The 22729-nt window shown below is 42.1% G+C and carries 19 protein-coding genes; 11 read left to right on the forward strand and 8 right to left on the reverse strand.

Translation table 11 applies throughout. From position 1 onward, the window contains the following. The first annotated feature begins 27 nt into the window (after positions 1–27). Together lolD and lolE are read left to right on the forward strand one after the other, a co-directional pair. Entirely contained in the window at positions 28–747 is a 720-nt protein-coding gene (gene lolD, locus VRUMOI_RS05430) for a lipoprotein-releasing ABC transporter ATP-binding protein LolD (protein ID WP_089138624.1), read from the forward strand. 2 nt (positions 748–749) lie between these two features. After that, positions 750–1994, forward strand: coding sequence for a lipoprotein-releasing ABC transporter permease subunit LolE (lolE, locus tag VRUMOI_RS05435; RefSeq protein WP_089138625.1), 1245 nt, complete (start codon positions 750–752; stop codon positions 1992–1994). 287 nt (positions 1995–2281) lie between these two features. Here the strand turns inward: lolE and VRUMOI_RS05440 are convergent, their stop codons facing one another. After that, positions 2282–2791: a DUF2062 domain-containing protein gene (locus VRUMOI_RS05440; RefSeq protein ID WP_089138626.1), complete on the reverse strand. Its 510-nt coding sequence runs from the start codon at positions 2789–2791 to the stop codon at positions 2282–2284. A 5-nt stretch (positions 2792–2796) separates the two neighbouring features. On the opposite strand from VRUMOI_RS05440, the gene VRUMOI_RS05445 reads away from it, so the two are divergent. From VRUMOI_RS05445 to VRUMOI_RS05485, 9 genes are all read left to right on the forward strand, one after another. Further along, positions 2797–5109, forward strand: a complete 2313-nt coding sequence (locus VRUMOI_RS05445) for a DNA internalization-related competence protein ComEC/Rec2 (RefSeq protein ID WP_162598343.1) — start codon at positions 2797–2799, stop codon at positions 5107–5109. A gap of 31 nt (positions 5110–5140) precedes the next feature. Further along, positions 5141–6925 (forward strand): lipid A ABC transporter ATP-binding protein/permease MsbA, encoded by a 1785-nt coding sequence (msbA, locus tag VRUMOI_RS05450; protein WP_408646256.1) that lies wholly within the window; start codon positions 5141–5143, stop codon positions 6923–6925. Between the two features lie 48 nt (positions 6926–6973). Further along, a complete protein-coding gene (lpxK, locus tag VRUMOI_RS05455) occupies positions 6974–7981 on the forward strand; it encodes a tetraacyldisaccharide 4'-kinase (RefSeq protein ID WP_089138628.1) in 1008 nt (335 codons plus the stop codon). Continuing rightward, positions 7962–8141 (forward strand): Trm112 family protein, encoded by a 180-nt coding sequence (locus tag VRUMOI_RS05460; protein ID WP_089138629.1) that lies wholly within the window; start codon positions 7962–7964, stop codon positions 8139–8141. Before lpxK ends, VRUMOI_RS05460 begins: the two co-directional genes overlap by 20 nt. Then, the gene (kdsB, locus tag VRUMOI_RS05465; protein WP_089138630.1) at positions 8142–8891 is read left to right on the forward strand and encodes a 3-deoxy-manno-octulosonate cytidylyltransferase; all 750 of its coding nucleotides are present in this window, start codon (positions 8142–8144) and stop codon (positions 8889–8891) included. Positions 8892–9288: 397 nt separating this feature from the next. Next, positions 9289–9759: a GNAT family N-acetyltransferase gene (locus VRUMOI_RS05470; RefSeq protein WP_197712950.1), complete on the forward strand. Its 471-nt coding sequence runs from the start codon at positions 9289–9291 to the stop codon at positions 9757–9759. A 59-nt stretch (positions 9760–9818) separates the two neighbouring features. Next, a complete protein-coding gene (locus tag VRUMOI_RS05475; RefSeq protein WP_089138631.1) occupies positions 9819–10133 on the forward strand; it encodes a YdeI/OmpD-associated family protein in 315 nt (104 codons plus the stop codon). A gap of 89 nt (positions 10134–10222) precedes the next feature. Continuing rightward, entirely contained in the window at positions 10223–10543 is a 321-nt protein-coding gene (locus VRUMOI_RS05480; RefSeq protein ID WP_231897491.1) for a cupin domain-containing protein, read from the forward strand. Positions 10544–10594: 51 nt separating this feature from the next. Beyond that, positions 10595–11404, forward strand: a complete 810-nt coding sequence (locus VRUMOI_RS05485; RefSeq protein WP_089138633.1) for a PhzF family phenazine biosynthesis protein — start codon at positions 10595–10597, stop codon at positions 11402–11404. A 73-nt stretch (positions 11405–11477) separates the two neighbouring features. Here the strand turns inward: VRUMOI_RS05485 and cueO are convergent, their stop codons facing one another. The 7 genes from cueO to pflB all read right to left on the reverse strand — a co-directional run bounded on the left by cueO (position 11478) and on the right by pflB (position 22086). Continuing rightward, on the reverse strand, positions 11478–13118 hold the full coding sequence (cueO, locus tag VRUMOI_RS05490; protein ID WP_089138634.1) for a multicopper oxidase CueO: 1641 nt from the start codon (positions 13116–13118) through the stop codon (positions 11478–11480). 89 nt (positions 13119–13207) lie between these two features. Then, positions 13208–14773: a SpoVR family protein gene (locus tag VRUMOI_RS05495; RefSeq protein ID WP_089138635.1), complete on the reverse strand. Its 1566-nt coding sequence runs from the start codon at positions 14771–14773 to the stop codon at positions 13208–13210. 11 nt (positions 14774–14784) lie between these two features. Beyond that, positions 14785–16059, reverse strand: a complete 1275-nt coding sequence (locus VRUMOI_RS05500) for a YeaH/YhbH family protein (RefSeq protein ID WP_089138636.1) — start codon at positions 16057–16059, stop codon at positions 14785–14787. Positions 16060–16158: 99 nt separating this feature from the next. After that, positions 16159–18093, reverse strand: coding sequence for a PrkA family serine protein kinase (locus VRUMOI_RS05505; RefSeq protein ID WP_089138637.1), 1935 nt, complete (start codon positions 18091–18093; stop codon positions 16159–16161). A 228-nt stretch (positions 18094–18321) separates the two neighbouring features. Further along, positions 18322–18822 carry a YfbU family protein gene (locus VRUMOI_RS05510; protein ID WP_089138638.1) on the reverse strand — a complete coding sequence of 167 codons (501 nt, stop codon included), beginning with the start codon at positions 18820–18822 and terminating at the stop codon, positions 18322–18324. Between the two features lie 61 nt (positions 18823–18883). Beyond that, on the reverse strand, positions 18884–19624 hold the full coding sequence (gene pflA, locus VRUMOI_RS05515; RefSeq protein WP_089138639.1) for a pyruvate formate lyase 1-activating protein: 741 nt from the start codon (positions 19622–19624) through the stop codon (positions 18884–18886). 185 nt (positions 19625–19809) lie between these two features. Further along, positions 19810–22086, reverse strand: coding sequence for a formate C-acetyltransferase (pflB, locus tag VRUMOI_RS05520; protein ID WP_089138640.1), 2277 nt, complete (start codon positions 22084–22086; stop codon positions 19810–19812). Positions 22087–22729 lie beyond the last annotated feature (643 nt).

A 22729-nucleotide genomic window follows, 5' to 3' on the forward strand; every position in this document is an offset into this window, starting at 1 on the left:
AGCTTTGTGGTTACAAGGCAATAAATTATGAACCCTTTATTAAGCTGTCAAAATATTAGTAAGACTTACCAAGAAGGTAACCTTGAAACAGAGGTTCTGAAAGGGGTGAGTTTATCCATCAATAAAGGTGACTTTTTGGCCATTGTTGGGTCTTCTGGCTCAGGTAAAAGTACGTTATTGCATATCCTTGGCGCATTAGATGATGCCAGCAATGGTGATGTGACCGTCCTAGGACAATCACTGCTACGTTTATCTGGTAATAAACAAGCGAAGCTACGTAATCAACATATTGGTTTTGTATACCAATTTCACCACTTGCTTGCTGATTTTACCGCCTTAGAAAACGTGGCTATGCCTTTATTGATCGGTAAACAAAAAGCGGATGTCGCGAAACAAAAGGCGCAGGCGGTATTAGAGAAAGTAGGATTGGGTCACCGTTTAGATCATCGCCCATCTGAACTGTCTGGTGGCGAAAGACAGCGTGTGGCGATTGCTCGAGCGCTTGTCAATGAGCCTGACTTAGTGTTGGCCGATGAACCAACCGGAAATCTTGATCAAAAAACCGCATTAGAAATTTATGATTTGATGCGTCAGCTCAATCGTGATTTTGGTACAGCATTTTTAGTGGTCACTCATGATAATCAATTGGCGCTAAAAATGGATAAGCAGTACACCATGCAAGATGGGGTGCTGGATTGGCATGCTCCAGTTAATGAAACCTCTTCTATTGAACAAATGAGCGAATAGTTATGTTTTTATCGTTATTCATTGGTTCTAAGTTTAGCCGAGCAAAAGAGCGCAATAAGCTGGTTTCTTTTATTTCTCTGTCGTCAACGATTGGTATTGCGGTTGGAGTCGCGGTTATTATTATCGGTTTATCCGCAATGAATGGGTTTGAGCGCGAGCTAGAAAATCGTGTGTTATCGGTGATCCCACAAGCGGAAATTGAAGGGGTAAGAGAGCCGATTCAAGATTGGCAACAAATTGCTTCCATTGCCAATAAGAATAAGCAGGTGAAAGCCGCAGCACCTTATGTGCGTTTTACTGCGCTGCTAGAACGGGGCAGTAAGCTTAAAGCGGTGGAAGTTCGTGCTGTTGACCCAGATTATGAGCGAGCGGTATCGAGCCTTTCTAAATTTGTCGATAAGAAAGCGTGGCAAAATTTTCGAGCAGGACAAAACCAAATCGTGCTAGGTAAGGGCGTGGCTGAAAAGCTGAATGTTAACGTCGGAGATTCGATCACTATCTTAATTCCACCTGCGGGTTCAAGTGGTGAGTTGCAATTGAGTGCGCCAAAACGTGTACGAGTAAAGGTTGCTGGGTTCTTAACCTTAGGAGGCCAAATCGATCATGGGTTAGTGATGATCCCATTGGAAGATGGACAGAACTACATGAAGATGGGCCATGGTGTGAGTGGCGTTTCGTTAAAAGTTGAACCAGTATTTGACGCTGACCGTATTGTTCGAGAAGTGGGCGCGACAATTCCGGTTTATGCTTATTTAAAAAGCTGGAAAGAAAAATATGGCTTTTTGCATCACGATATCCAAATGGTTCGTACCATTATGTACCTTGTCATGGTGCTAGTGATTGGTGTGGCGAGCTTTAATATCGTGTCGACCTTGATGATGGCGGTAAAAGATAGATCCTCCGATATTGCAATCCTCCGCACCATGGGCGCAAGCGATGGCTTGATTAAGCGTATTTTTGTTTGGTATGGCGTGATGTCAGGGGTTTTAGGTAGCGTAGTCGGAAGTATTTTTGGAGTACTTGTTGCTTATAACTTAACGCCGATTATTAAAGGCTTAGAGCTATTAATAGGGCATCAGTTTTTGTCGGGCGATATTTATTTTATCGACTTTCTACCATCATTGGTTTCATGGCCAGATGTAGTGCTGGTATCTGGTACCGCGATCACGCTGAGTTTATTAGCCACCTGGTATCCAGCATCAAGAGCGAGTAAATTGAACCCTGCAACGGTTTTAAGTGCGAAATAAGAGCAGAAGCGCTCCGAGTTGCGAGGACACTTCGTTCGAGAGCCGAACAGCCAGAGAAGATTGCAGAAAATCACACATAAGGTAGCGAGTGATGTGTTTCGTGTTGTGGGAAAGAATCGCTCTTACTCGCAACTCGAAGCGTAGCGCACCCGCGACTCGCACCCTAACACCTGTCTCAAAAAAAAGAGTGCTATCAAGATTGTTCATTAAGAACATTAACTTGGTAGCACTTTTTTATTTGTCTGGGTTTTAAATCGAGATAGTAGCTGAATTATCTATTTTCTAGGTTATCGTAAACGGCGTTTTTGCCAGCTTCGAACAACAGAGTAGCGCCATAAGCCTTGGATGCCAAAATAGCCAACAATAGAAAGCACAACACCACAAACAAAGCAGCCGAGTAATAGCGGTGGGCCTATGGTATTAATTTGGTCGACAAAAAAGTTCCAGGTCAGTTCAAAGTGAAAGTTTTGCTCTGGAGTGTGCATGAGCCATGCACCAATACGATAAGCAAAGTAAAACAAAAATGGCATGGTGATGGGATTACTGACCCAAACCAAGGCAACGGAAAGCGGCAAGTTTACGCCACATAAAATGGCAGCACCGGAAGCCATAATCATCTGGCTTGGTAATGGTATAAACGCAATAAATAGACCAACAGCAAAAGCACCAGCCGCAGAGCGTCTATTCAAACACCATAAATTGGGATTATACAAAACGCTGCCAAAAATCTTTAAGGCTTTTTGGCTTTTAATTTTTTCATGATCAGGCATGAAGCGTTTAATCAATTTTTTTGGCATAAGTGGTGGCTCATATTAATCGCAATTATATTCTGCTCGGTTTCATATTTAGCATCGCAAGTGGTGCGTTGTGGCCATCTATGCCGGCACTCATCTTGTTGATGCCGATTGTAGTACTATTTCTGGCTCTTTTCTTTATAAAATATGATTACTTAAAAAAAACTGGCTATTTGGGGCAAGGGTTACTGCTTGGTGGCATGATTGTCATTATTCATGGTAATCATTATCGCGATGTGACAGAAACCTTGTTTTCTCAAGGTAGTCATATCACAGTACAAGCAAAAGTTATTAGCCTTGTTCATCCTGCAATTCACGGGAAACAAATGGTTTTGTCCCTTCACCGTATTGGGAAACTCAACTTACCCAAGTATGCACAACCCAATGTAAAAGTGTTCTTTAATCTAAAAGGTGATAATCAACCACAGCTTGGAGAATACTGGCAATTTAAACTTCATGTGAAGCCCATCATAGGTCAATTGAATGACGCAGGCTTTGATAACGAGCAATATTATGTCTCTAATCTCTGGCATGGTAAAGCGGTTATTGAGCCAGATGACGGTATAAATATCCGAATAAAAACAGGCTATTCTTTCCGTTTATGGTTACATACCAAAGTTTCTTCTTATCTGAATGAATTAGCCTCAAAGCCGTTTATAATCGCGCTGGCTTTTGGTGACCGAAGTTTGATATCTGCGCAGCAATGGCAACAGTTACGAGACTCTGGACTTTCACACTTAATGGCCATTTCAGGATTGCATATTGGATTGGCGATGGCGATAGGCTGGAATGTTGGTCGCCTTATCAAATCATCCCTTTTATTTATCATGCCATCGTTTTATTTCGTGAGATTTCTTCCTCTGTTTAGTGGTTTTTTTATTGCTTTGATGTATGCCTATCTAGCCGGTTTCTCATTGCCTACCCAACGGGCAGTTATTATGGGGGGCTTAGTATTATTTATGTTATCCAGTCGAATTCATTGGTCAGTGTGGCAGATATTGCTATTGAGTTTGAGTCTTGTCTTGCTAATACAGCCTTTTTCAATTCTCCAGATGGGCTTTTGGTTATCCTTTGGAGCCATTGTCATTATTTACTTGTCGATCTGGTTTTATCGGCAACAAAAAATCAATAGGGGGATCAATTGGCGGCAAGTCATCATTGTTCAGCTTGGACTCTTTATCGGCTTGGGGTTTTTGAATGTTATCTTTTTTGGTGGTGCTAGTTGGGTTTCTCCTGTGATTAACTTATTGGCCATTCCTTGGGTGAGTGTGGTCGTGGTGCCCGCTGTGTTTTGCGGTTTGATCCTGAGTGCTCTATTTGATGCGAGTTGGCTGTCACTTGTTTGGCAATGGGTGGATGTTACGTTATTTCCCATTTTGTGGTTATTGCATAAGGTAGAAGGCGCCTGGCTACCGCTATCACACGATTGGGGAGTGGCCAGTTTATGGCTTTGTTTTATATTGCTAGCTTGGCGTTTCCGCTTTTATTCCGCGTTTTATGTGGTGACTATTCTGGCGGTGTTATGGGCATTTTTTCCTGCTAGGCCTAAGCCATCCTGGCAAGTACAAATTTTGGACGTTGGTCAAGGCTTAGCGGTACTGATTCGTAAAGAGCAACAAACGGTTTTATATGATACCGGGATTAGTTGGGAAGGCGGCAGTATTGCTGATTCGGTTATTGTTCCATTATTACGGCAAAGTGGTGAATATCAATTATCTGGGTTAGTTATTAGCCATACTGATTCCGATCATGCAGGAGGGCGCTTGGATGTCGAAGCAAGATTATCACCCACTTGGAGAAGAAGCAGTGAGTTTCTCGATGGGTATTTACCTTGTATTCAAGGACAAAGCTGGCACTGGAAAGGCTTGAGCTTTGACGTGGTTTGGCCTCCAAAACAAGTTGAGCGTGCTTACAATCCACATTCTTGTGTCATTAAAATTTCAGACCAACAATTTACCTTATTATTAACCGGTGATATTGATGCGATATCAGAACTTTTAATGATGAGGGGCAACCACTTATCGAATGTTGATGTGATGACGGTCCCGCATCATGGCAGTGAGACATCGTCATTTCCTTTATTTGTAGACGCGGTTCGACCGAAAGTCGCGATAGCCTCGGTTGCCTTAAATAATCAATGGGGGCTCCCGAGTGAAAAGATCAAAAGTCGTTATTTAAAAAATGGGGCGCAATGGTTAGATACTGCGCACAGTGGTCAAATAACGATTTCAATTTACTCAAATGATTGGTTCATTGAGCAAAAGAGAGTGAACCAATATCAGCCATGGTATAGGCAGATAGTGCGTAAAGGGTTAGAATGAATAGAATTGTCTAAATCAAAATGAAGTGTATATGACTCAACAAAAAGACATCGTGTCTGAAAATCAAATAGCGTCAGCAAAAGACGAAACCACATTTCAAACCTTTAAAAAATTATGGCCATTAATCAGCGTTTATAAAGCGGGCTTATTCGTCGCTACGATTGCGTTAATCATCAATGCCGCCAGTGATACTTATATGGTGTCACTATTAAAACCATTATTGGATGAAGGTTTTGGAAGTTCAGATTCCAACTTTTTAAAAGTCCTACCTTTTATTGTACTTGGCATGATGGTTGTCCGTGGTTTAAGTGGCTTTGTTTCAACCTATTGCTTGAGCTGGGTATCAGGTAATGTCGTGATGGAAATGCGTCGTAAACTGTTTAATCACTTCATGCAGATGCCGGTCAGTTATTTTGATAAAGAGTCGACGGGTTCGCTTTTATCTCGCATTACTTACGATTCAGAGCAAGTCGCATCAGCAACCAGTAAAGCTCTAGTCAGCATTGTGCGTGAAGGTGCGAGTATTATTGGTCTATTGTTCTTGATGTTTTATAACAGTTGGCAGCTTTCCCTTGTTCTGATTGCGGTTGCACCGGTTGTCGCGATTGCGATTCGTGTGGTATCGAAGCGTTTTCGTCGCATCAGTAAAAACATGCAAGATATGATGGGAAATGTGACGTCATCGGCTGAGCAAATGCTGAAAGGTCATAAAGTCGTATTGAGTTACGGTGGTCAACACGTTGAGAAAAAGCGTTTTGATGCGGTGAGTAATAAAATGCGTCAACAATCAATGAAAATGGTGTCGGCGCAAGCGGCGGCCAACCCAATTGTTCAGTTGATTGCCTCAAGTGCACTGGTCGTTGTTTTGTATTTAGCGAGTATTGATTCGATTAAAGAACAATTAACTCCCGGTACTTTCACGGTTATTTTCTCTGCAATGTTTGCATTAATGAAACCGTTAAAATCGTTAACAAATGTCACCTCTGATTTCCAAAAAGGGATGGCCGCGTGTCAGACTATATTTGGGATTATCGAGCTACCACCTGAAGTTGATACGGGCAGTAAAGAAGTCGATAAAGTAAAAGGTAATCTTACGGTTAAGGATGTTACTTTTACCTATCCAACCAAAGATGCTCCGGCATTACGTAATATTTCGTTTGATGTTGAGGCAGGGAAAACCGTTGCGTTGGTCGGGCGTTCAGGCTCTGGTAAAAGTACCATCGCGAACCTATTTACTCGTTTCTACGATATTGACTCCGGTGAAATCTTCCTCGATGGCAGTGATATTCGTGAATATACCTTATCGAATTTGCGTACTCACTTTGCACTCGTTTCTCAAAACGTTCATTTATTTAACGATACTATTGCTAATAATATTGCTTATGCCGCCCAAGGTGATTATAGCTTTGAGCAAATCAAGCGTGCTGCGGACCTAGCTTATGCTTCTGAATTCATTGAGAATATGGATGAAGGCTTCGATACCATGATTGGCGAAAATGGTGTCAATCTATCGGGTGGGCAGCGTCAGCGTTTGGCCATTGCTCGTGCTTTATTACGTGATGCACCAGTGTTGATTCTTGATGAAGCAACGTCTGCATTGGATACGGAATCAGAGCGTGCGATTCAAGCGGCATTAGATGAACTGCAAAAGAACAAAACCGTGATCGTGATTGCTCACCGTTTATCGACTATTGAAAATGCCGATGAGATTTTAGTGGTCGATGAAGGTGAAATTATTGAACGTGGTGATCACGCTTCTTTAATTGCAAAAGATGGTGCTTATGCCCAACTTCACCGTATTCAATTTGGTGAATAATGCGCTTTGGTATTGTGAATCAGAACGTTAATTCAATAGGGTAGAGTGATGGTTGAGAAAATATGGTTTCACCAGCACCCACTCGGTTGGGTTTTATCTCCAATTTTATGGCCTTTAAGCCTGCTATTTAAATGGATTAGCGGCAAACGTCGTAACGCCTATGCATCGGGTGAAAAATTAAGTTATCGCGCGCCAGTGCCTATTATCGTCGTCGGTAATATTACCGCTGGTGGCAATGGTAAAACGCCAGTGGTGATTTGGTTGGTGGAAACCCTACAATCTCTTGGGATGAAGCCAGGGGTGGTTTCTCGCGGCTATGGCGGTAAAGCGGAACGTTACCCATTAATCGTGGAGCTTAATACACCGAGTGCTCAATCTGGTGATGAACCCGCTTTAATCAAACGTCGAACAGGTGCGCCTGTGGCGGTGGCTCCACTAAGAAGTCAAGCGGTTAAAGCATTATTAGATCAAAATGTGGATATCATTATCACTGATGATGGCTTACAGCACTACGCACTTGAGCGGGATATCGAATTTGTAGTGATTGATGGTCAACGCCGTTTTGGTAATCAACATTACATTCCGTTTGGTCCACTACGCGAAGGGCTAGAACGTTTAGATGAAGTGGACTTTTTGATCACTAACGGCGGAACGGCGCAAGGCAATGAAATCGCCATGACGTTAGAGCCTAGTGAAGCGGTGAACTTAAAAACCGGTGAGAAAATATCAGTACAGCAACTCCCTCAATTAGTGGCATTTGCTGGAATTGGTCATCCGCCTCGTTTTTTCAACACACTAGAATCATTAGGTGCAGAGGTCGTAAAAACTCAAGCATTCGCCGATCATCAAGCGTTTGAACAATCAGAATTACAACAACTTGCGAGCAAAGGGAAGCATCTTATTATGACGGAGAAAGATGCCGTTAAATGCTACCTATTTGCCGAAGATAACTGGTGGTACTTACCAGTTTCAGCACAAATATCATCGCAAGATAAACAGAATATTATTAAAAAAATCACAGAGGTTAAGAGTCAATATGGATCATCGTCTACTTGAAATTGTGGCTTGCCCAGTATGCAAAGGCAAAGTGGTATTGGATAACGACAAACAAGAGCTTATTTGTAAGTTTGATCGTTTAGCCTACCCAATCAAAGAAGGCATTCCTGTCATGCTGGCCGTTGAAGCTCGTAAAATGTCGATGGATGAGGGACGTTAAATGTCATTCACTGTCGTCATTCCATCGCGTTATCAATCATCTCGCCTACCAGGTAAACCATTAGCGGATATCGCTGGTAAACCGATGGTGCAATGGGTGCATCAACAAGCTTTGCAAGCAGGGGCTGAAAGAGTCATTGTTGCAACTGATGATGCTCGAATTGAAGCGGTAGTGAAAAGCTTTGGTGGCGAAGTGTGTATGACGTCACCAGACCATCAATCGGGCACCGAACGTTTAGCTGAAGTGGTTGAGAAGATGGGTATTGCCGATGATCACATCATTGTGAATGTGCAAGGTGATGAGCCGTTAATCCCACCGTCTATCATCAAACAGGTGGCGGATAACTTAGCCAACAGCACCGCACCAATGGCAACGCTTGGCGTAAGTATTGATGAGTCGGAAGAAGTGTTTAATCCTAATGTCGTTAAAGTGGTCACTGATGAACAAGGTTATGCACTTTACTTTAGCCGCGCCTCAATTCCTTGGGATCGCGATGCTTGGGCAAGTGATAACAAAACCATCCGCAATCCACTAATGCGTCATATAGGTATTTATGCCTACCGCGCAGGTTTCATCAATACTTATATTAATTGGCAACCAAGCGCCCTAGAGCAAATTGAATCTTTAGAGCAACTTCGTGTCCTTTGGTACGGCGAAAAAATTCATGTCGCTCTTGCCAAAGAAGCGCCTGCCGCAGGGGTTGATACGCCAGAAGACTTAGAAATCGTGCGTAAGATATTGGCGAAGTAAACGCTCTATAATCAGCATGAAAATGAAGCCCAATTCAGTGATGGATTGGGCTTTTTGTTTTTTTACGGTTTACGCTAGTGTCATTCTGAACAAGTGAGGCACGAACGTGATTTAGAATCTCCACTCGCTTCTCTCATTGTATAGAATGATGCCCTAGAGAACTTAATATCTCCCGTCATTCTGAAAAGCGAGGAACGAGCGTAGTTCAGAACCTCCTCCCACCTGTTACTACCTAATGAATATCGAAACATGGGGGAGTAGTCGTTCGATAAATAAGTTTGATTCCATGACTTAAGTTAGATGTTTAGCTTGTTGAATGGAAAAATGAATGGAATGATAGATGGAAGGTTAGGTCATTTTTTCGTCTATTAAATAGTTAAGTTTTTAGGGGATGTCGGTGTTTGTCAGGAAAATGGAAGAGAAGGATCTTGAATCTGTCAGCGCAACTTGTATGGCTTCATTTCAGCAGTCCGTTGCAGGCACATTGTCTGAGGAAGGGGTTTCAACCTTTTCTAAAATTGCTGCGACGAATGCTTTTCTTGAAAGAATGAAGGGCGACAACTTGGTGCTGGTCGCAGAAATTGATGGAAAAGTGGAAGGTGTAATAGAGCTTAAGGAAGGTCGTCATGTTGCCATGCTTTTTATTAGCCCAGAATGCCAGAAAAAAGGCATTGGTAAGGCATTGCTTTCATCAGCACTGAACTATGCGAAGGTTGAAACTATCACAGTTAGCGCGTCTCTATCTTCAGTTCCTGCGTATGAGAAGTACGGATTTAAGTGCAAAGGCGAAGCCGATGAGTCGGCAGGTTTGGTTTATCAGCCGATGGAAATTATCCTTAACAAGGCAATACACGGGCCAATCTCGTAATTGCGGTGTTAGGTGAATTGCCAATTAGCAAATCGAATTATTGATAAAAGGTTTTACATATGACTTCAAAAATTTCTGGGGGACTAGTACACGAGCTGCCTGTTGATTTGGCCAAAGCGCTAACTGAAAAAGACGTGATTAGCATTTGGGAAGCATTGACGCCGATTGCCCGTAATGAATTCATTTGCAGGATTGAAGACGCTAAACAAGAGAAGACTAGAGTAAAACGGATCATTCGAACCGTTGAGGAGCTGCAAGAAGGGAAAAAGCGACCGTGCTGTTGGGCTGGCTGTATTCATCGCGTGGACAAGAAGCCCAGTAAATGGCAACAAGATGTATTGATAGACAAAAAAAGTCAGCCACAAAATAAATGAATGCAACAGATAACAAACGCACCCAGCCGACGCCAAAAGCAGCTAATGCTTGTCGCTATATACGTTTTTGACTTTCACGTAATCTTAGGATGAGCACTTTGGAAATTATAAGAAGCAAAGCATTTACCGCATCACGAGCTTGGGGGGCAAAAGACATTGCCAACATGGATGGTATTACTACTCGTTTACATTGGACCGATCAACCTTATAAATGGCATATCAATGACGGTGAAGAAGTGTTTGTCGTTTTAGATGGTATTGTTGAAATGTTATATAAACAGGATGGACAGGAGAGATCGGTAACGTTACATTCTGGAGATATTTTTTATGCCTCTGTTGGTACTGAACATGTAGCTCATCCGAATGGTGAGGCGAGAATTTTGGTGATCGAGAAAGAAGGCAGCGTGTAACAAGCAGCTGTATCTTTAATCATTAAACGTGGTAACGATAAAGGAGCATCCGTGGATTTAGAAATTTACCAAGTCGATTCATTTACCAGCGAAGCATTCAAAGGCAATCCAGCTGGTGTTTGTATTAGTGATGCAGGGTTAAGTGAGTCATTAATGTTGTCGATTGCCGAAGAAATGGCAGTATCAGAAACGGCTTTTTTATCGCTTAATGATATGAGATTAAGATGGTTTACGCCCAAAGCTGAAGTGAAGTTGTGTGGGCATGGTACGTTGGCGGTTGCTCATGTTTTGAAGCAAAGAGGGCAAGTTAAGGTCGGAGAGTGCGTTCTCTTTGAAACCTTATCGGGAACATTAACGGCGCAGATCAATGAATCGACGATTGAACTGGATTTTCCGTCCCCTGTTATCTTGTTTGATGTGCCAATCTCATCGGAATTAATCCAACAGTTAGGCATCGTTAAAGATGAAATCGTCTCTTATGGTCACTTCGATTCAAAAGTCTTTATTGAAGTGAGTGAAGAAACTTGCTTATTAAACCTTCAACCAAACTTTGATGCTTTAAAGAAAATGAGTGGCCGTGGAGTGTTAGTTACGGTCCGCTCAACCAATGATGATTTAGACTTTATTTCGAGATACTTTGCCCCTTGGGTTGGGGTTAATGAAGATCCGGTTACGGGGTCGGCCTATTGCGCATTGACCGTCTACTGGGCCGATAAATTGGGCCAAGCCAAATTTAAAGGTTATCAAGCTTCTGCACGCGGTGGGTATGTGGATACCGAGTTATTGCCAAATGGTCGAACTAAACTGATTGGTTCAGCCGTGACAGTGGTCAAAGGGACTATGTACGTGCCATCGTTATAAAGTATCCACCATAGCTATAACAATCATAAGAAGCCTAGCTCATCGTTGAACTAGGCTTTTGATCTTTTGAGGATTAAGAAACCGTAAACTGCATCATCATTCCGGTATCTTCATGTTCTAAAATATGGCAGTGCGCCATGTAAGGCGTGTCTTTTGAAGCTAAGTGGTTAAACTGAACCAATAGCTCGGTTGTGCCCATTGGGAATACGCTGATGGTATCTTTCCAGCCGCTTAAATGTTTTGGCGGTGGGTTACCATTAATGGATAGCACTCTAAAGCGGCATCCATGAATGTGGAAGGGGTGCAGCATATGATCTTTGCCTTGGCTTATTATCCAGTGTTCTAACTCACCTTGTTTGGCATTGAAATCAATTCGCTGCATATCGAATGGACGACCATTGATGGTGTTGATGTGCAGTAACTCTTTTTTCGTAAACGTTGATTCTGGTGTGGCCATACCTTTCATATCATGCTTCATGTCCTGATCCATGTGCATGCCGTGTGAACCATTCGAGCCAGACTTACCATGTGTACTCATCATATCCATACGTTTTGCCATGCCGGACATTCTCGGTTGTCTTGCCATCATGATTTGCATTGCTTGTCTATCTAGCTCTTCTGGCATGCCGAGTACCACATCACGTTTTACCGTTGCTCTAGATGGTGTGAGTTCGGGAAGTACAGCCATACTGGTTGGTAGTTCGCCTTTACCTTTTTGACGATTAGTTTGTACGCTCACTAGTGGGTAAGGTTGATTAAATGGCGCATGCATCATTCCCATTTGTTTGACAGGCAAAGTCACCCAATCAAACGGTTGGTTATCGTGCGTTGACACTAAAATGTCGTAGCGTTCACCGGCAGCCATATCCAGTTGTGACATTTTAACCGGTTTATCTAATAGTCCAGCATCTGAGGCGATAACAAAGAACTCACGCTCATCAGAAGCAGTTAAGCGATAAGTACGAGCATTAGAACCATTGAGCAGATGGAATCTCACCCAACCTGAATTTACTTCAGCCTGAGGGTAGATAGCGCCATTGACCAATACTTGAGCACCTGCATAACCCATTGCCACATTAACAATATCTAATAATTCATAATCAAACTCACCATTATCTTTAAAGCGACGGTCTTGAATGATTAATGGGATTTGGTCGGCACCCCATTCAGATGGAAGGTTGAGTGAATCACTTAATTCGTCTTCAATTAAGATCATGCCGGCAATGCCTTTAATCACGTACTCAGCCGTGGTGGGATGTTGATGAGGATGGAACCAACAAGTTGCAGCAGGTTGACGAATAGGTAAGGTCACTTGCCATGATTCATTTGGTTGGATCAGTTGGTGTGGACCGCCATCAAGGTTGCCAGGGATCTCTAAGCCATGCCAATGGATGGTCATTGCGCGATCTAAAGTATTTGTCACTTTGATATTGGCATCATGCCCTGATTTCATTTTTAAAACAGGACCAAGAAAAGGGCCGTTAATGCCACACGTTGGGGTTTTGTTCGTTGTTAAAAATTGGCTAAACCCAGATTGAATCGTTAATTGTGTTTGTATGTTATGAGTATCAATTAATTCAGGAATGGGTAGCTTGGGTAGCTCGGGTTGCTGAGTATCTGGTTGTGTATTAGAAAAGGCAAATGAAGCATGAGGGATGGAAAAACTTGCCACCCCTGCGGCAGAGCTTAATTTTAAAAATCGACGACGATCCATGATTTTCTCCTTATAGAACAGTTATCGATAACATAAAGGTTCCAGTAAGGGGAGAGTCAACTTATTTGATGTTGATATGTTCGTCGTGTTTAAGAAATCCCGTGATGAACGTGGTTATCGGCCTTTGGTGGGCAAGTCGCCAGCACTTCTCTTCGCCCAGAGTCTTTGACTTCTTCTAAAATGACGTCAAATCCCCATAATCGATGAAGATGTTTAAGGACTTCAGGGTAGCCATCATTAAGAGGGATCCTATCTTGTGGGATGTGTTGTAAGGTTAATGATCGATCACCTCTTACATTCACATTCCACACTTGAATATTGGGCTCTAAATTACTCAGGTTATATTGTGAAGCAAGCTTTTCTCGAATCGCTTGATAGCCTAACTCATCGTGAATGGCACTGACTTGAATATAGTTTTTCCTATCGTCGTCTAGTACAGCAAAGAGCTTGAAATCCCGAATTACTTTAGGCGATAAATATTGGCTGATGAAGCTTTCGTCTTTGAAGTTATGCATGGCAAAGTGCAGGGTATCAAGCCAGTTACTGCCGGCAATCTCAGGAAACCACTCTTTATCTTCCTCAGTGGGATGTTCGCAAATACGGCGTATATCTTGAAACATGGCAAAGCCCAGTGCGTATGGGTTAATACCATTGTAATAGCGGCTGTTGTATTCCGGTTGTGCGATGACGCTAGTGTGGCTGTGTAAAAATTCCAGAATGAAAGAATCCGTAACGATGCCTTCGTCATAGAGATGATTCAAAATGGTGTAATGCCAAAAGGTTGCCCAGCCTTCGTTCATGACTTGGGTTTGTTTTTGTGGGTAAAAATATTGGCTCACTTTTCGGACAATACGTACCACCTCTCGTTGCCATGGTTCTAACAATGGGGCGTGCTTTTCAATGAAATAAAGCAAGTTCTCTTGGGGTTCACTTGGGAAGCGATGATCGCTGTGATGCTCATCATGTTTGGATTTCGGTACGGTGCGCCAAAGCTCATTCACTTGCGATTGTAGATACGCTTCGCGTGATTCCTGGCGAGCTTTTTCTTCTAGGATCGAAATTTTTTCAGGTCGTTTATAGCGGTCGACACCGTAGTTCATTAGGGCGTGACAAGAGTCGAGGATTTTTTCGACTTCCCCGATGCCATATTTTTCTTCGCACTCGGTAATGTAGGTACGAGCAAACAATAAGTAGTCAATGATTGAGCTGGCATCGGTCCACGATTGAAATAGATAATTACCTTTAAAGAATGAGTTATGACCATAGCAGGCATGCGCCATCACTAGTGCTTGCATCGTGATGGTATTTTCTTCCATCAAGTAAGCAATACATGGATCAGAGTTAATTACGATTTCGTAAGCGAGCCCCATGTGACCATGTTTATAATTTTGCTCTGTTTGAATAAAACGTTTACCAAAAGACCAGTGGTTATAATTGATCGGCATACCGATGCTGGAATAGGCATCCATCATTTGTTCTGCGGTGATCACTTCAATCTGGTTAGGATAGGTATCAAGACGGTAGTGCTCTGCCACACGTTTGATTTCAGTATGGTAGAGCTCCAATAAATCAAAGGTCCAATCTGGGCCATTAGGTAATGGATAGCCTGGGTGAGCGCTTTGCTTATCTAATGTTTGTTGGTTTTTCGTCACCATAAATCATCCCCTTAAGATTGAGTTTGCTTTTGAAACAACTCACGGAAAATTGGGAAAATGTCGTCAAGCGATTGGATATTCTTTATTGCAAAATTATCAAAAGACTCACCAATGTCTTCGTACTCTTTCCACAAGGTTTGATGGGCCCGTTTGGTGATCTCTATGTAAGAATAATATTGGCAATAAGGCAGTAATTGTTTCACTAATAACTCTTTACAGCGCGGAGAATCATCAGCCCAGTTATCACCATCTGAGGCTTGCGCAGCATAGATATTCCATTCATTGGTTGGATAGCGATCTTTGACAATATCACTCATTAATTTTAGTGCACTGGAAACAATGGTGCCGCCGGTTTCTTGTGAGTAGAAAAACTCGTGCTCATCGACTTCCTTAGCTTGCGTGTGGTGTCGAATAAAAATAACGTCGACATTTTCATAAGTGCGAGTTAAGAATAGATAAAGTAAGACATAAAATCGTTTGGCAATATCTTTGGTGGCCTGATCCATTGAACCAGATACGTCCATCAAACAAAACATGACCGCTTGGCTTGAGGGAATGGGCTTGCGTTCATAGTTTTTATAACGTAGGTCAAAAGTATCAATAAAGGGAACGCGAGAAATCTTTTCGCGTAATTCGGCAATTTCACTTTTAATACGAGTTTCTTCTAATGGTTGAGCTGGCTCAGTCAGCATGATGTCATCCAACATACTTTCTAATTCCCGTAATTGACGACGTTTAGACGCCGTCATCGCAGTGCGTCTAGCAAGTGATTGCTGAAGTGAACGGACGATCGCTATGTTGGATGGAATCCCTGCAGTTTTGTAGCCGGAACGATGGGTTTTCCATTCAGTAATTTTATTGATTTGATTTTTTCTTAGGTTCGGAAGCTCAAGATCTTCAAATAAAATATCGAGATATTCATCTTTGGAAATTTGAAAAATGAAATCATCTTGTCCTTCGCCATCATTACTCGCATCACCTTGACCTGAACCGCCCCCTGAGCCGCCAGCGGGTGGGCGGTCGATGCGATCACCCGTAGTAAATTGATCATTACCCGGATGAACACGTTCTTTGGTACCGCCTTTGCCTTGATGGAAGCTAGGTTCACTAATGTCGTGATTCGGAATAGAGACATCCTCACCGGTTTCTGTGTTGGTGATAGAACGCTTTTTGACCGCCTCAGCAACGGACTTTTTGATTTGCTCTTTATTACGGCGAATAAAGCGCTGCCGGTTAACCGTGCTTTTATTCTTACCATTTAAACGTCGATCAATAAACTGTGACATAGTGCCTCCCCAAGCAGCGTCCTCAATATGTTGAACAGCGTAATAAAGCTAACTTGACGTATAACGAGACAAGTTAGCTAATACTCAATGCTGATTCACTTATGAAGACTTACGCACGCGTAAATACCACTCAGCTAGTAAACGAACTTGTTTCTTGGTGTAGCCTTTCTCCATCATACGGGCAACAAAGTTGTCGTGTTTTTTCTGATCATCGGTGGACGTTTTCGCATTGAATGAAATGACAGGAAGCAATTCTTCGGTATTCGAGAACATTTTCTTTTCAATCACAGTGCGAAGTTTTTCATAGCTGGTCCAAACAGGGTTATGGCCGTTATTGTTGGCACGAGCACGTAAGACAAAATTAACGATTTCATTGCGGAAATCTTTTGGATTACTAATGCCTGCGGTTTTTTCTATTTTTTCTAACTCATCATTTAGCGCAGAACGGTCAAATAGCTGTCCGGTTTCCGGATCACGATATTCTTGGTCTTGAATCCAAAAATCGGCATAAGTGACATAGCGGTCAAAGATGTTTTGTCCGTATTCTGAGTAGGACTCTAAATACGCGGTTTGAATTTCTTTGCCGATGAATTCGACATATTTAGGGACTAGATAGCCTTTTAAGAATTCAAGGTATCGATCCGCGATTTCTTGCGGGAATTGTTCGCGTTCAACCTGCTGCTCTATCACATAAAAGAGATGAACAGGGTTGGCGGCCACTTCGGTTTGGTCGAAGTTAAATACGCGAGATAGAATCTTAAAGGCAAAGCGGGTAGAAAGCCCTGACATACCTTCATCGACGCCTGCGTAATCACGATACTCTTGATAACTTTTGGCTTTTGGATCGGTGTCTTTGAGGGTTTCACCATCATAGACGCGCATTTTTGAGAATACTGAGGAATTCTCTGGTTCTTTTAAGCGCGATAAGATGCTGAATTGAGCCAATATGTCTAAGGTGCTCGGTGAGCATGGTGCTTGAGACAGTTCACTATTGAGAAGGAGTTTTTTATAGATTTTTATTTCTTCGGACACGCGTAAACAATACGGCACTTTGACAATATAAACCCGGTCGAGGAAAGCTTCATTGTTTTTATTATGACGGAAGGTTTGCCACTCGGATTCATTGGAGTGGGCAAGAATCATACCTTCAAAAGGTAGGGCTGATAGGCCTTCAGTCCCGTTATAGTTGCCTTCTTGAGTGGCGGTTAATAACGGATGTAAGACTTTAATTGGGGCTTTGAACATCTCAACAAATTCCATTACCCCTTGGTTGGCCTTACACAATGCACCTGAATAGCTGTAAGCGTCGGGATCATCTTGTGAGTAATGCTCTAATTTACGAATATCGACTTTACCAACCAATGAGGAAATATCTTGGTTGTTTTCGTCACCTGGTTCCGTTTTCGCTATCGCGATCTGGTTCAAGATAGAAGGGCGCACCTTAACCACTTTGAACTTGGTAATATCGCCGCCGAACTCTTGTAAGCGTTTTGCCGCCCAAGGTGACATGATTGAGCGTAAATAGCGTTGATCGATGCCATATTCGCTTTTTAATAGCTCTCCGTCTTCTTCCACATTAAATAAGCTGAATGGGTGATCATTCACTGGGCTACGAACCCCATTGGCTGAAAGAACATAAATCGGCATTTGTTGCATTAGTGCTTTGAGTTTTTCAGCTAAAGAGGATTTACCGCCGCCTACAGGGCCGAGTAAATAAAGAATTTGCTTGCGCTCTTCCAAGCCTTGGGCGGCATGTTTTAAGTAAGACACGATTTGCTCAATCGCTTCTTCCATACCATAGAAATGCTCAAAGGTTTTATAGCGAGAGATGACCCGGTTGGAAAAAATTCGACTTAGTCTAGGCTCTTTAGATGTGTCAATAATTTCAGGTTCACCTATGGCGAGCAGTAATCGCTCTGCTGCATTCGCATAAGCACTTTTGTCCTTTTGGCACAACGAAAGGAAGTCTTGGAGAGAAAGTTCTTCATCTTTAGAAGCTTCATAGCGTGATTGGTAGTGGTCAAAAATACTCATAGTGAATCCCCTTGAATATGTCGAATGGTGAAAATGACAAAATCCGTACACCCTATAATTAAGACTAGACTCGATTTTTTATTCTGCTTAACAATTATGAACTTATTTGTGTAAGCATTTGCGGTTTGTCACGGATATGGGAGCGGCAAGCTGGGGGTAAAATAAACAATAAAGAAAAGGCGATATCCGAAAATATCGCCTTTAATAGACTTAAAAATTGATGAGAAATTAAGCGTTAAAGATTTGGGTAAGCTCTGTGGCTGATAAATGATATTGACGAGGGCAGTTACGCCATGTGCTAATCATGCGACGATATTTGTCTAACATCGGCATTTGCGCATTGAAGTGATGATCGCCTTTATCAAACTGAGGGTACAAGCCTTCAGAATCCGTTAGGAAACGAACATAGTTTACGGCTTGATGTTCGGTTGCAATATCGAAGCCTAGGAATTGCAGACGACGTTGGTCAACGTTCGCTTTATCTGCATCAGATAGCATGTTATTTGACTCTTGCATCGCGTGATACATTTCCATGATATCGATAATTTCACGACATTTGTCTTCTTCCATGTGACCAAAGTTTTTATCCAACTCACGCATTTGTAAGCCATAACCACGTTCAACAATCACTTGTAGACGCTTATACTTCTCAGCATTATTGGGTTCTAGTTGCGCCAGTAGGTTGTATTGGTTTGATAAAATTAAACGTTGTGCGTTAGTCATTTCCATAGTGAACCTCGATAAATTTAATTGAATTCTATTAACTTAATAGCGCGATAAGAATCTTTGCTTAATACATCACGTTATCGTTATATTTGCTGAGTATCTCAACCACTTTTTCCATTGTTTCTTTGGATGGAGGCTCAACGCCTTCTAGTGGGTAGTCGTGCCCTAATGCTTCCCATTTATGCGCACCGAGTTTGTGGTACGGAAGCAGCTCAATTTTTTCAATGTTATCCATATCTTTAATAAATTCGCCCAGCATTTCGGCGGCTTCGAGATCATCGGTATAACCTGGAACGATGACGTAGCGTAACCAGGTTTTTTGACCAATTTTATGCAGATAACGAGCAAAATCTAAGGTGCGTCGATTCGATACGCCAATGAAATCGTGGTGAACTTCGTCTTTCATGTGTTTGATATCAAGCATAACAAGATCTGTCGCATCAAGAACTTCATCAATTACATCTGTATGTTTACGAATATAGCCATTGGTATCTAGGCAAGTATGAATGCCTTCAGCTTGTGCAGCGCGGAATAGGTCACGAACAAACTCAGGTTGTAGCATCGCTTCGCCACCTGAACAGGTAATGCCGCCACCCGATGCATTCATAAAATGGCGGTAAGATTTCGCTTCAGCAATGATCTCTTCTACTGTCACTTCTTTGCCGCCATGGGTATCCCATGTATCGCGGTTATGGCAATACATGCAACGCATTAAACAGCCTTGCATGAAAACGATGAAACGAATACCTGGGCCATCAACTGTGCCACAAGATTCATAAGAGTGAATACGACCGATAGTAGACATAGGAAAATTCCTTAGCTTTATAATGTTTTTATTTTATTACAAAAGATAAGGTTAACCTAGCAGAAGCACGAGTTTTTTGTCGGGAGTTTGTTCGTTAGTAAATGAATGCATCTGAGGTTATTTAGCAGAAAAAGAAAAGCCCCACTCAAAGAGTAGGGCTTAAAATTACATGAAAGCTCTAAAGATTATAGAGATTCAGTAAATGTACGTGCGATAACATCTTGTTGCTGTTCAGCCGTTAGAGAGTTGAATCGTACAGCGTATCCAGATACACGGATAGTTAGCTGAGGATATTTCTCAGGGTGCTTAACAGCGTCTTCTAGAGTTTCACGGTTAAGTACGTTTACGTTTAGGTGTTGGCCACCTTCAACGCCTGCTTCATGGTGGAAGTAACCATCCATTAGACCAGCAAGGTTTGCTTTCTTAGCATCGTCAGTCTTACCTAATGCGTTAGGTACGATAGAGAAGGTGTAAGAGATACCATCTTGTGCATCAGCAAACGGTAGTTTCGCTACTGAAGTTAGAGATGCTACCGCACCTTTCTCATCGCGACCGTGCATTGGGTTAGCACCTGGAGCGAATGGAGTACCAGCACGACGACCATCTGGAGTGTTACCCGTTTTCTTACCATATACCACGTTTGATGTGATAGTAAGGATAGACTGAGTAGGGATAGCGTCACGGTAAGTCTTAAGCTTACGGATTTTGCCCATGAATACTGAAACAAGTTCACATGCGATGTCATCAACGCGAGCGTCGTTGTTACCAAATTTAGGGTAATCGCCTTCGATTTCGAAATCGATCGCTAGACCGTCTTCGTCACGGATAGGCTTAACTTTCGCGTATTTGATTGCAGATAGTGAGTCAGCTGCAACAGATAGACCCGCGATACCACAAGCCATTGTACGACGAACATCACGGTCATGAAGAGCCATTAGAGACGCTTCGTAGCTGTATTTGTCGTGCATGTAGTGGATAGAGTTCAATGCTGTTACGTATTGTTTTGCTAACCAATCCATGAAGTGGTCCATTTTTTCCCACAACTCGTTGTAATCTAGGTATTCACCTTCGATTTTGTCCATTTTAGGACCAACTTGGATTTTTAGTTTTTCATCCACACCACCGTTGATGGTGTAAAGCATAGTTTTTGCTAAGTTTGCACGAGCACCGAAGAACTGCATTTGCTTACCAACAACCATTGGAGATACACAACAAGCGATTGCGTAGTCATCAGATTGTAGGTCAGGGCGCATTAAATCATCATTTTCGTACTGGATAGAAGACGTATCGATAGATACTTTCGCACAGAAGTGCTTAAAGCCAGCAGGAAGTTGCTCAGACCAAAGAACGGTGATGTTTGGCTCTGGGCTAGGACCCATAGTGTATAGGCTGTTTAGGAAACGGAAGTTAGTACGTGTTACTAGAGTACGTCCGTCAAGACCCATACCACCCATTGATTCTGTTGCCCAGATTGGGTCACCAGAGAACAACTCATCGTATTCAGGAGTACGTAGGAAACGAACCATACGTAGCTTCATTACGAAGTGGTCGATCATTTCTTGAGCTTGTTCTTCAGTGATGCGACCTGCAGCGATATCACGTTCGATGAAGATATCTAGGAAGCTTGAAGTACGACCAAGAGACATTGCCGCGCCGTTTTGAGATTTAACCGCCGCTAGGTAACCGAAGTAAGTCCATTGGATTGCTTCTTGTGCTGTTTCAGCAGGGCGAGAAATATCACAACCGTATTTAGCAGCCATTTCTTTGATTTGGCCTAGTGCACGGTGTTGCTCTGCAATTTCTTCACGAAGTTGCATCGTTGCTGTTAGATCTTCGCCATTTTCAAAACGCTCTTGTAGAGACGTGAATTGAGCGAATTTGTCTTTCATCAAGAAGTCGATACCGTATAGCGCTATACGACGGTAGTCACCAATGATACGACCACGGCCGTACGCATCAGGAAGACCAGTCAATACGCCAGACTTACGACATTTCATGATGTCAGGAGTGTAGATATCGAAAACACCTTGGTTGTGTGTTTTACGTAGTTCAGTGTAGATCTTAGAAATTTGTGGGTCTAATGTACGACCGTAAGCTTTGCAAGAACCTTCAACCATACGGATACCACCGTTAGGGATGATGGCACGCTTAAGTGGGGCTTCAGTTTGAAGACCAACAATCGTTTCAAGATCTTTGTTGATGTAACCTGCATCGTGTGCAGTGATGGTAGAAATAACAGAAGTGTCAAAATCTAGAGGAGCAAGAGTTTTGTTCTCAATTTTGATACCTTCCATTACTTGAGCCCAAAGCTTGTTAGTTGCTTCAGTACCCTCAGAAACTAGGAAAGATTCATCACCTTCATATGGTGTGTAGTTCTTTTGAATGAAATCACGAACGTTTACTTCATTTTGCCAATCACCGTTAGCAAAACCTTCCCAAGCTTTAGCAAATTGCTCTGCCATGACATACCTACCTTTGTAGTAGAAAAAATACGTACTGAAGTGATTGGCTATTTATAATAACGTTTCACTGCCCAAGGGCCACAGTACACTCTGATTAATAATACTGATGGACTAGAGACTAACCCATTAGTATTAGTATTTTAAGCCGCCGTATCGTAACGCTCCGTTAGCTAAAATACAAAGAAAATAACCATTTTATCTCTGTTTGATTAAGAACATTTTCAACCTGATAAAGGTTAGTTTGTTCTTATAAAATCGCAAGGGATCATGCCTTTCGTTTTTAATTTCAATTTATTTGATAACTTGTTATTTACTGCACATAAAATTTAACAATACATAAGTCCTTCAGTGTTGATCTCGATCACTTTATTTTGACAATCTGCCTTAAATTAAAAAAAATTTTATAAATTATACAAATTTTGTTGAACTGACGATGAGCTTTAGGAGTGACTTATAGGCTTTATTTCATGAAAGGAAGTATTGTTGATATTTTAATCAGTTAAATGATACGACAAGTTTATTTACTTGATGTAAGTGAAAATGCCTATATTATGCATAAAAATTCAAAATAAACGTCTGCATTAAAGCTTTTAAGCAATTTGCTTTGTTTGCAAGCCTTAAAAAGTGGTGTTAGGTTATTTTG

Origin of the sequence: Vibrio rumoiensis, from assembly GCF_002218045.2 — a bacterium.
Taxonomy (GTDB): Bacteria; Pseudomonadota; Gammaproteobacteria; order Enterobacterales; family Vibrionaceae; genus Vibrio; species Vibrio rumoiensis.

Coding starts and splice junctions, on each gene's coding strand:
- VRUMOI_RS05500 (WP_089138636.1), bottom strand. CDS start 16,059: ATGTCACAGTTTATTGATCGACGTTTAAATGGTAAGAATAAAAGCACG.
- msbA (WP_408646256.1), top strand. CDS start 5,141: ATGACTCAACAAAAAGACATCGTGTCTGAAAATCAAATAGCGTCAGCA.
- pflB (WP_089138640.1), bottom strand. CDS start 22,086: ATGGCAGAGCAATTTGCTAAAGCTTGGGAAGGTTTTGCTAACGGTGAT.
- lolE (WP_089138625.1), top strand. CDS start 750: ATGTTTTTATCGTTATTCATTGGTTCTAAGTTTAGCCGAGCAAAAGAG.
- VRUMOI_RS05480 (WP_231897491.1), top strand. CDS start 10,223: ATGAGCACTTTGGAAATTATAAGAAGCAAAGCATTTACCGCATCACGA.
- cueO (WP_089138634.1), bottom strand. CDS start 13,118: ATGGATCGTCGTCGATTTTTAAAATTAAGCTCTGCCGCAGGGGTGGCA.
- VRUMOI_RS05495 (WP_089138635.1), bottom strand. CDS start 14,773: ATGGTGACGAAAAACCAACAAACATTAGATAAGCAAAGCGCTCACCCA.
- VRUMOI_RS05460 (WP_089138629.1), top strand. CDS start 7,962: ATGGATCATCGTCTACTTGAAATTGTGGCTTGCCCAGTATGCAAAGGC.
- kdsB (WP_089138630.1), top strand. CDS start 8,142: ATGTCATTCACTGTCGTCATTCCATCGCGTTATCAATCATCTCGCCTA.
- lolD (WP_089138624.1), top strand. CDS start 28: ATGAACCCTTTATTAAGCTGTCAAAATATTAGTAAGACTTACCAAGAA.
- lpxK (WP_089138628.1), top strand. CDS start 6,974: ATGGTTGAGAAAATATGGTTTCACCAGCACCCACTCGGTTGGGTTTTA.
- VRUMOI_RS05510 (WP_089138638.1), bottom strand. CDS start 18,822: ATGGAAATGACTAACGCACAACGTTTAATTTTATCAAACCAATACAAC.
- VRUMOI_RS05440 (WP_089138626.1), bottom strand. CDS start 2,791: ATGCCAAAAAAATTGATTAAACGCTTCATGCCTGATCATGAAAAAATT.
- VRUMOI_RS05505 (WP_089138637.1), bottom strand. CDS start 18,093: ATGAGTATTTTTGACCACTACCAATCACGCTATGAAGCTTCTAAAGAT.
- VRUMOI_RS05475 (WP_089138631.1), top strand. CDS start 9,819: ATGACTTCAAAAATTTCTGGGGGACTAGTACACGAGCTGCCTGTTGAT.
- pflA (WP_089138639.1), bottom strand. CDS start 19,624: ATGTCTACTATCGGTCGTATTCACTCTTATGAATCTTGTGGCACAGTT.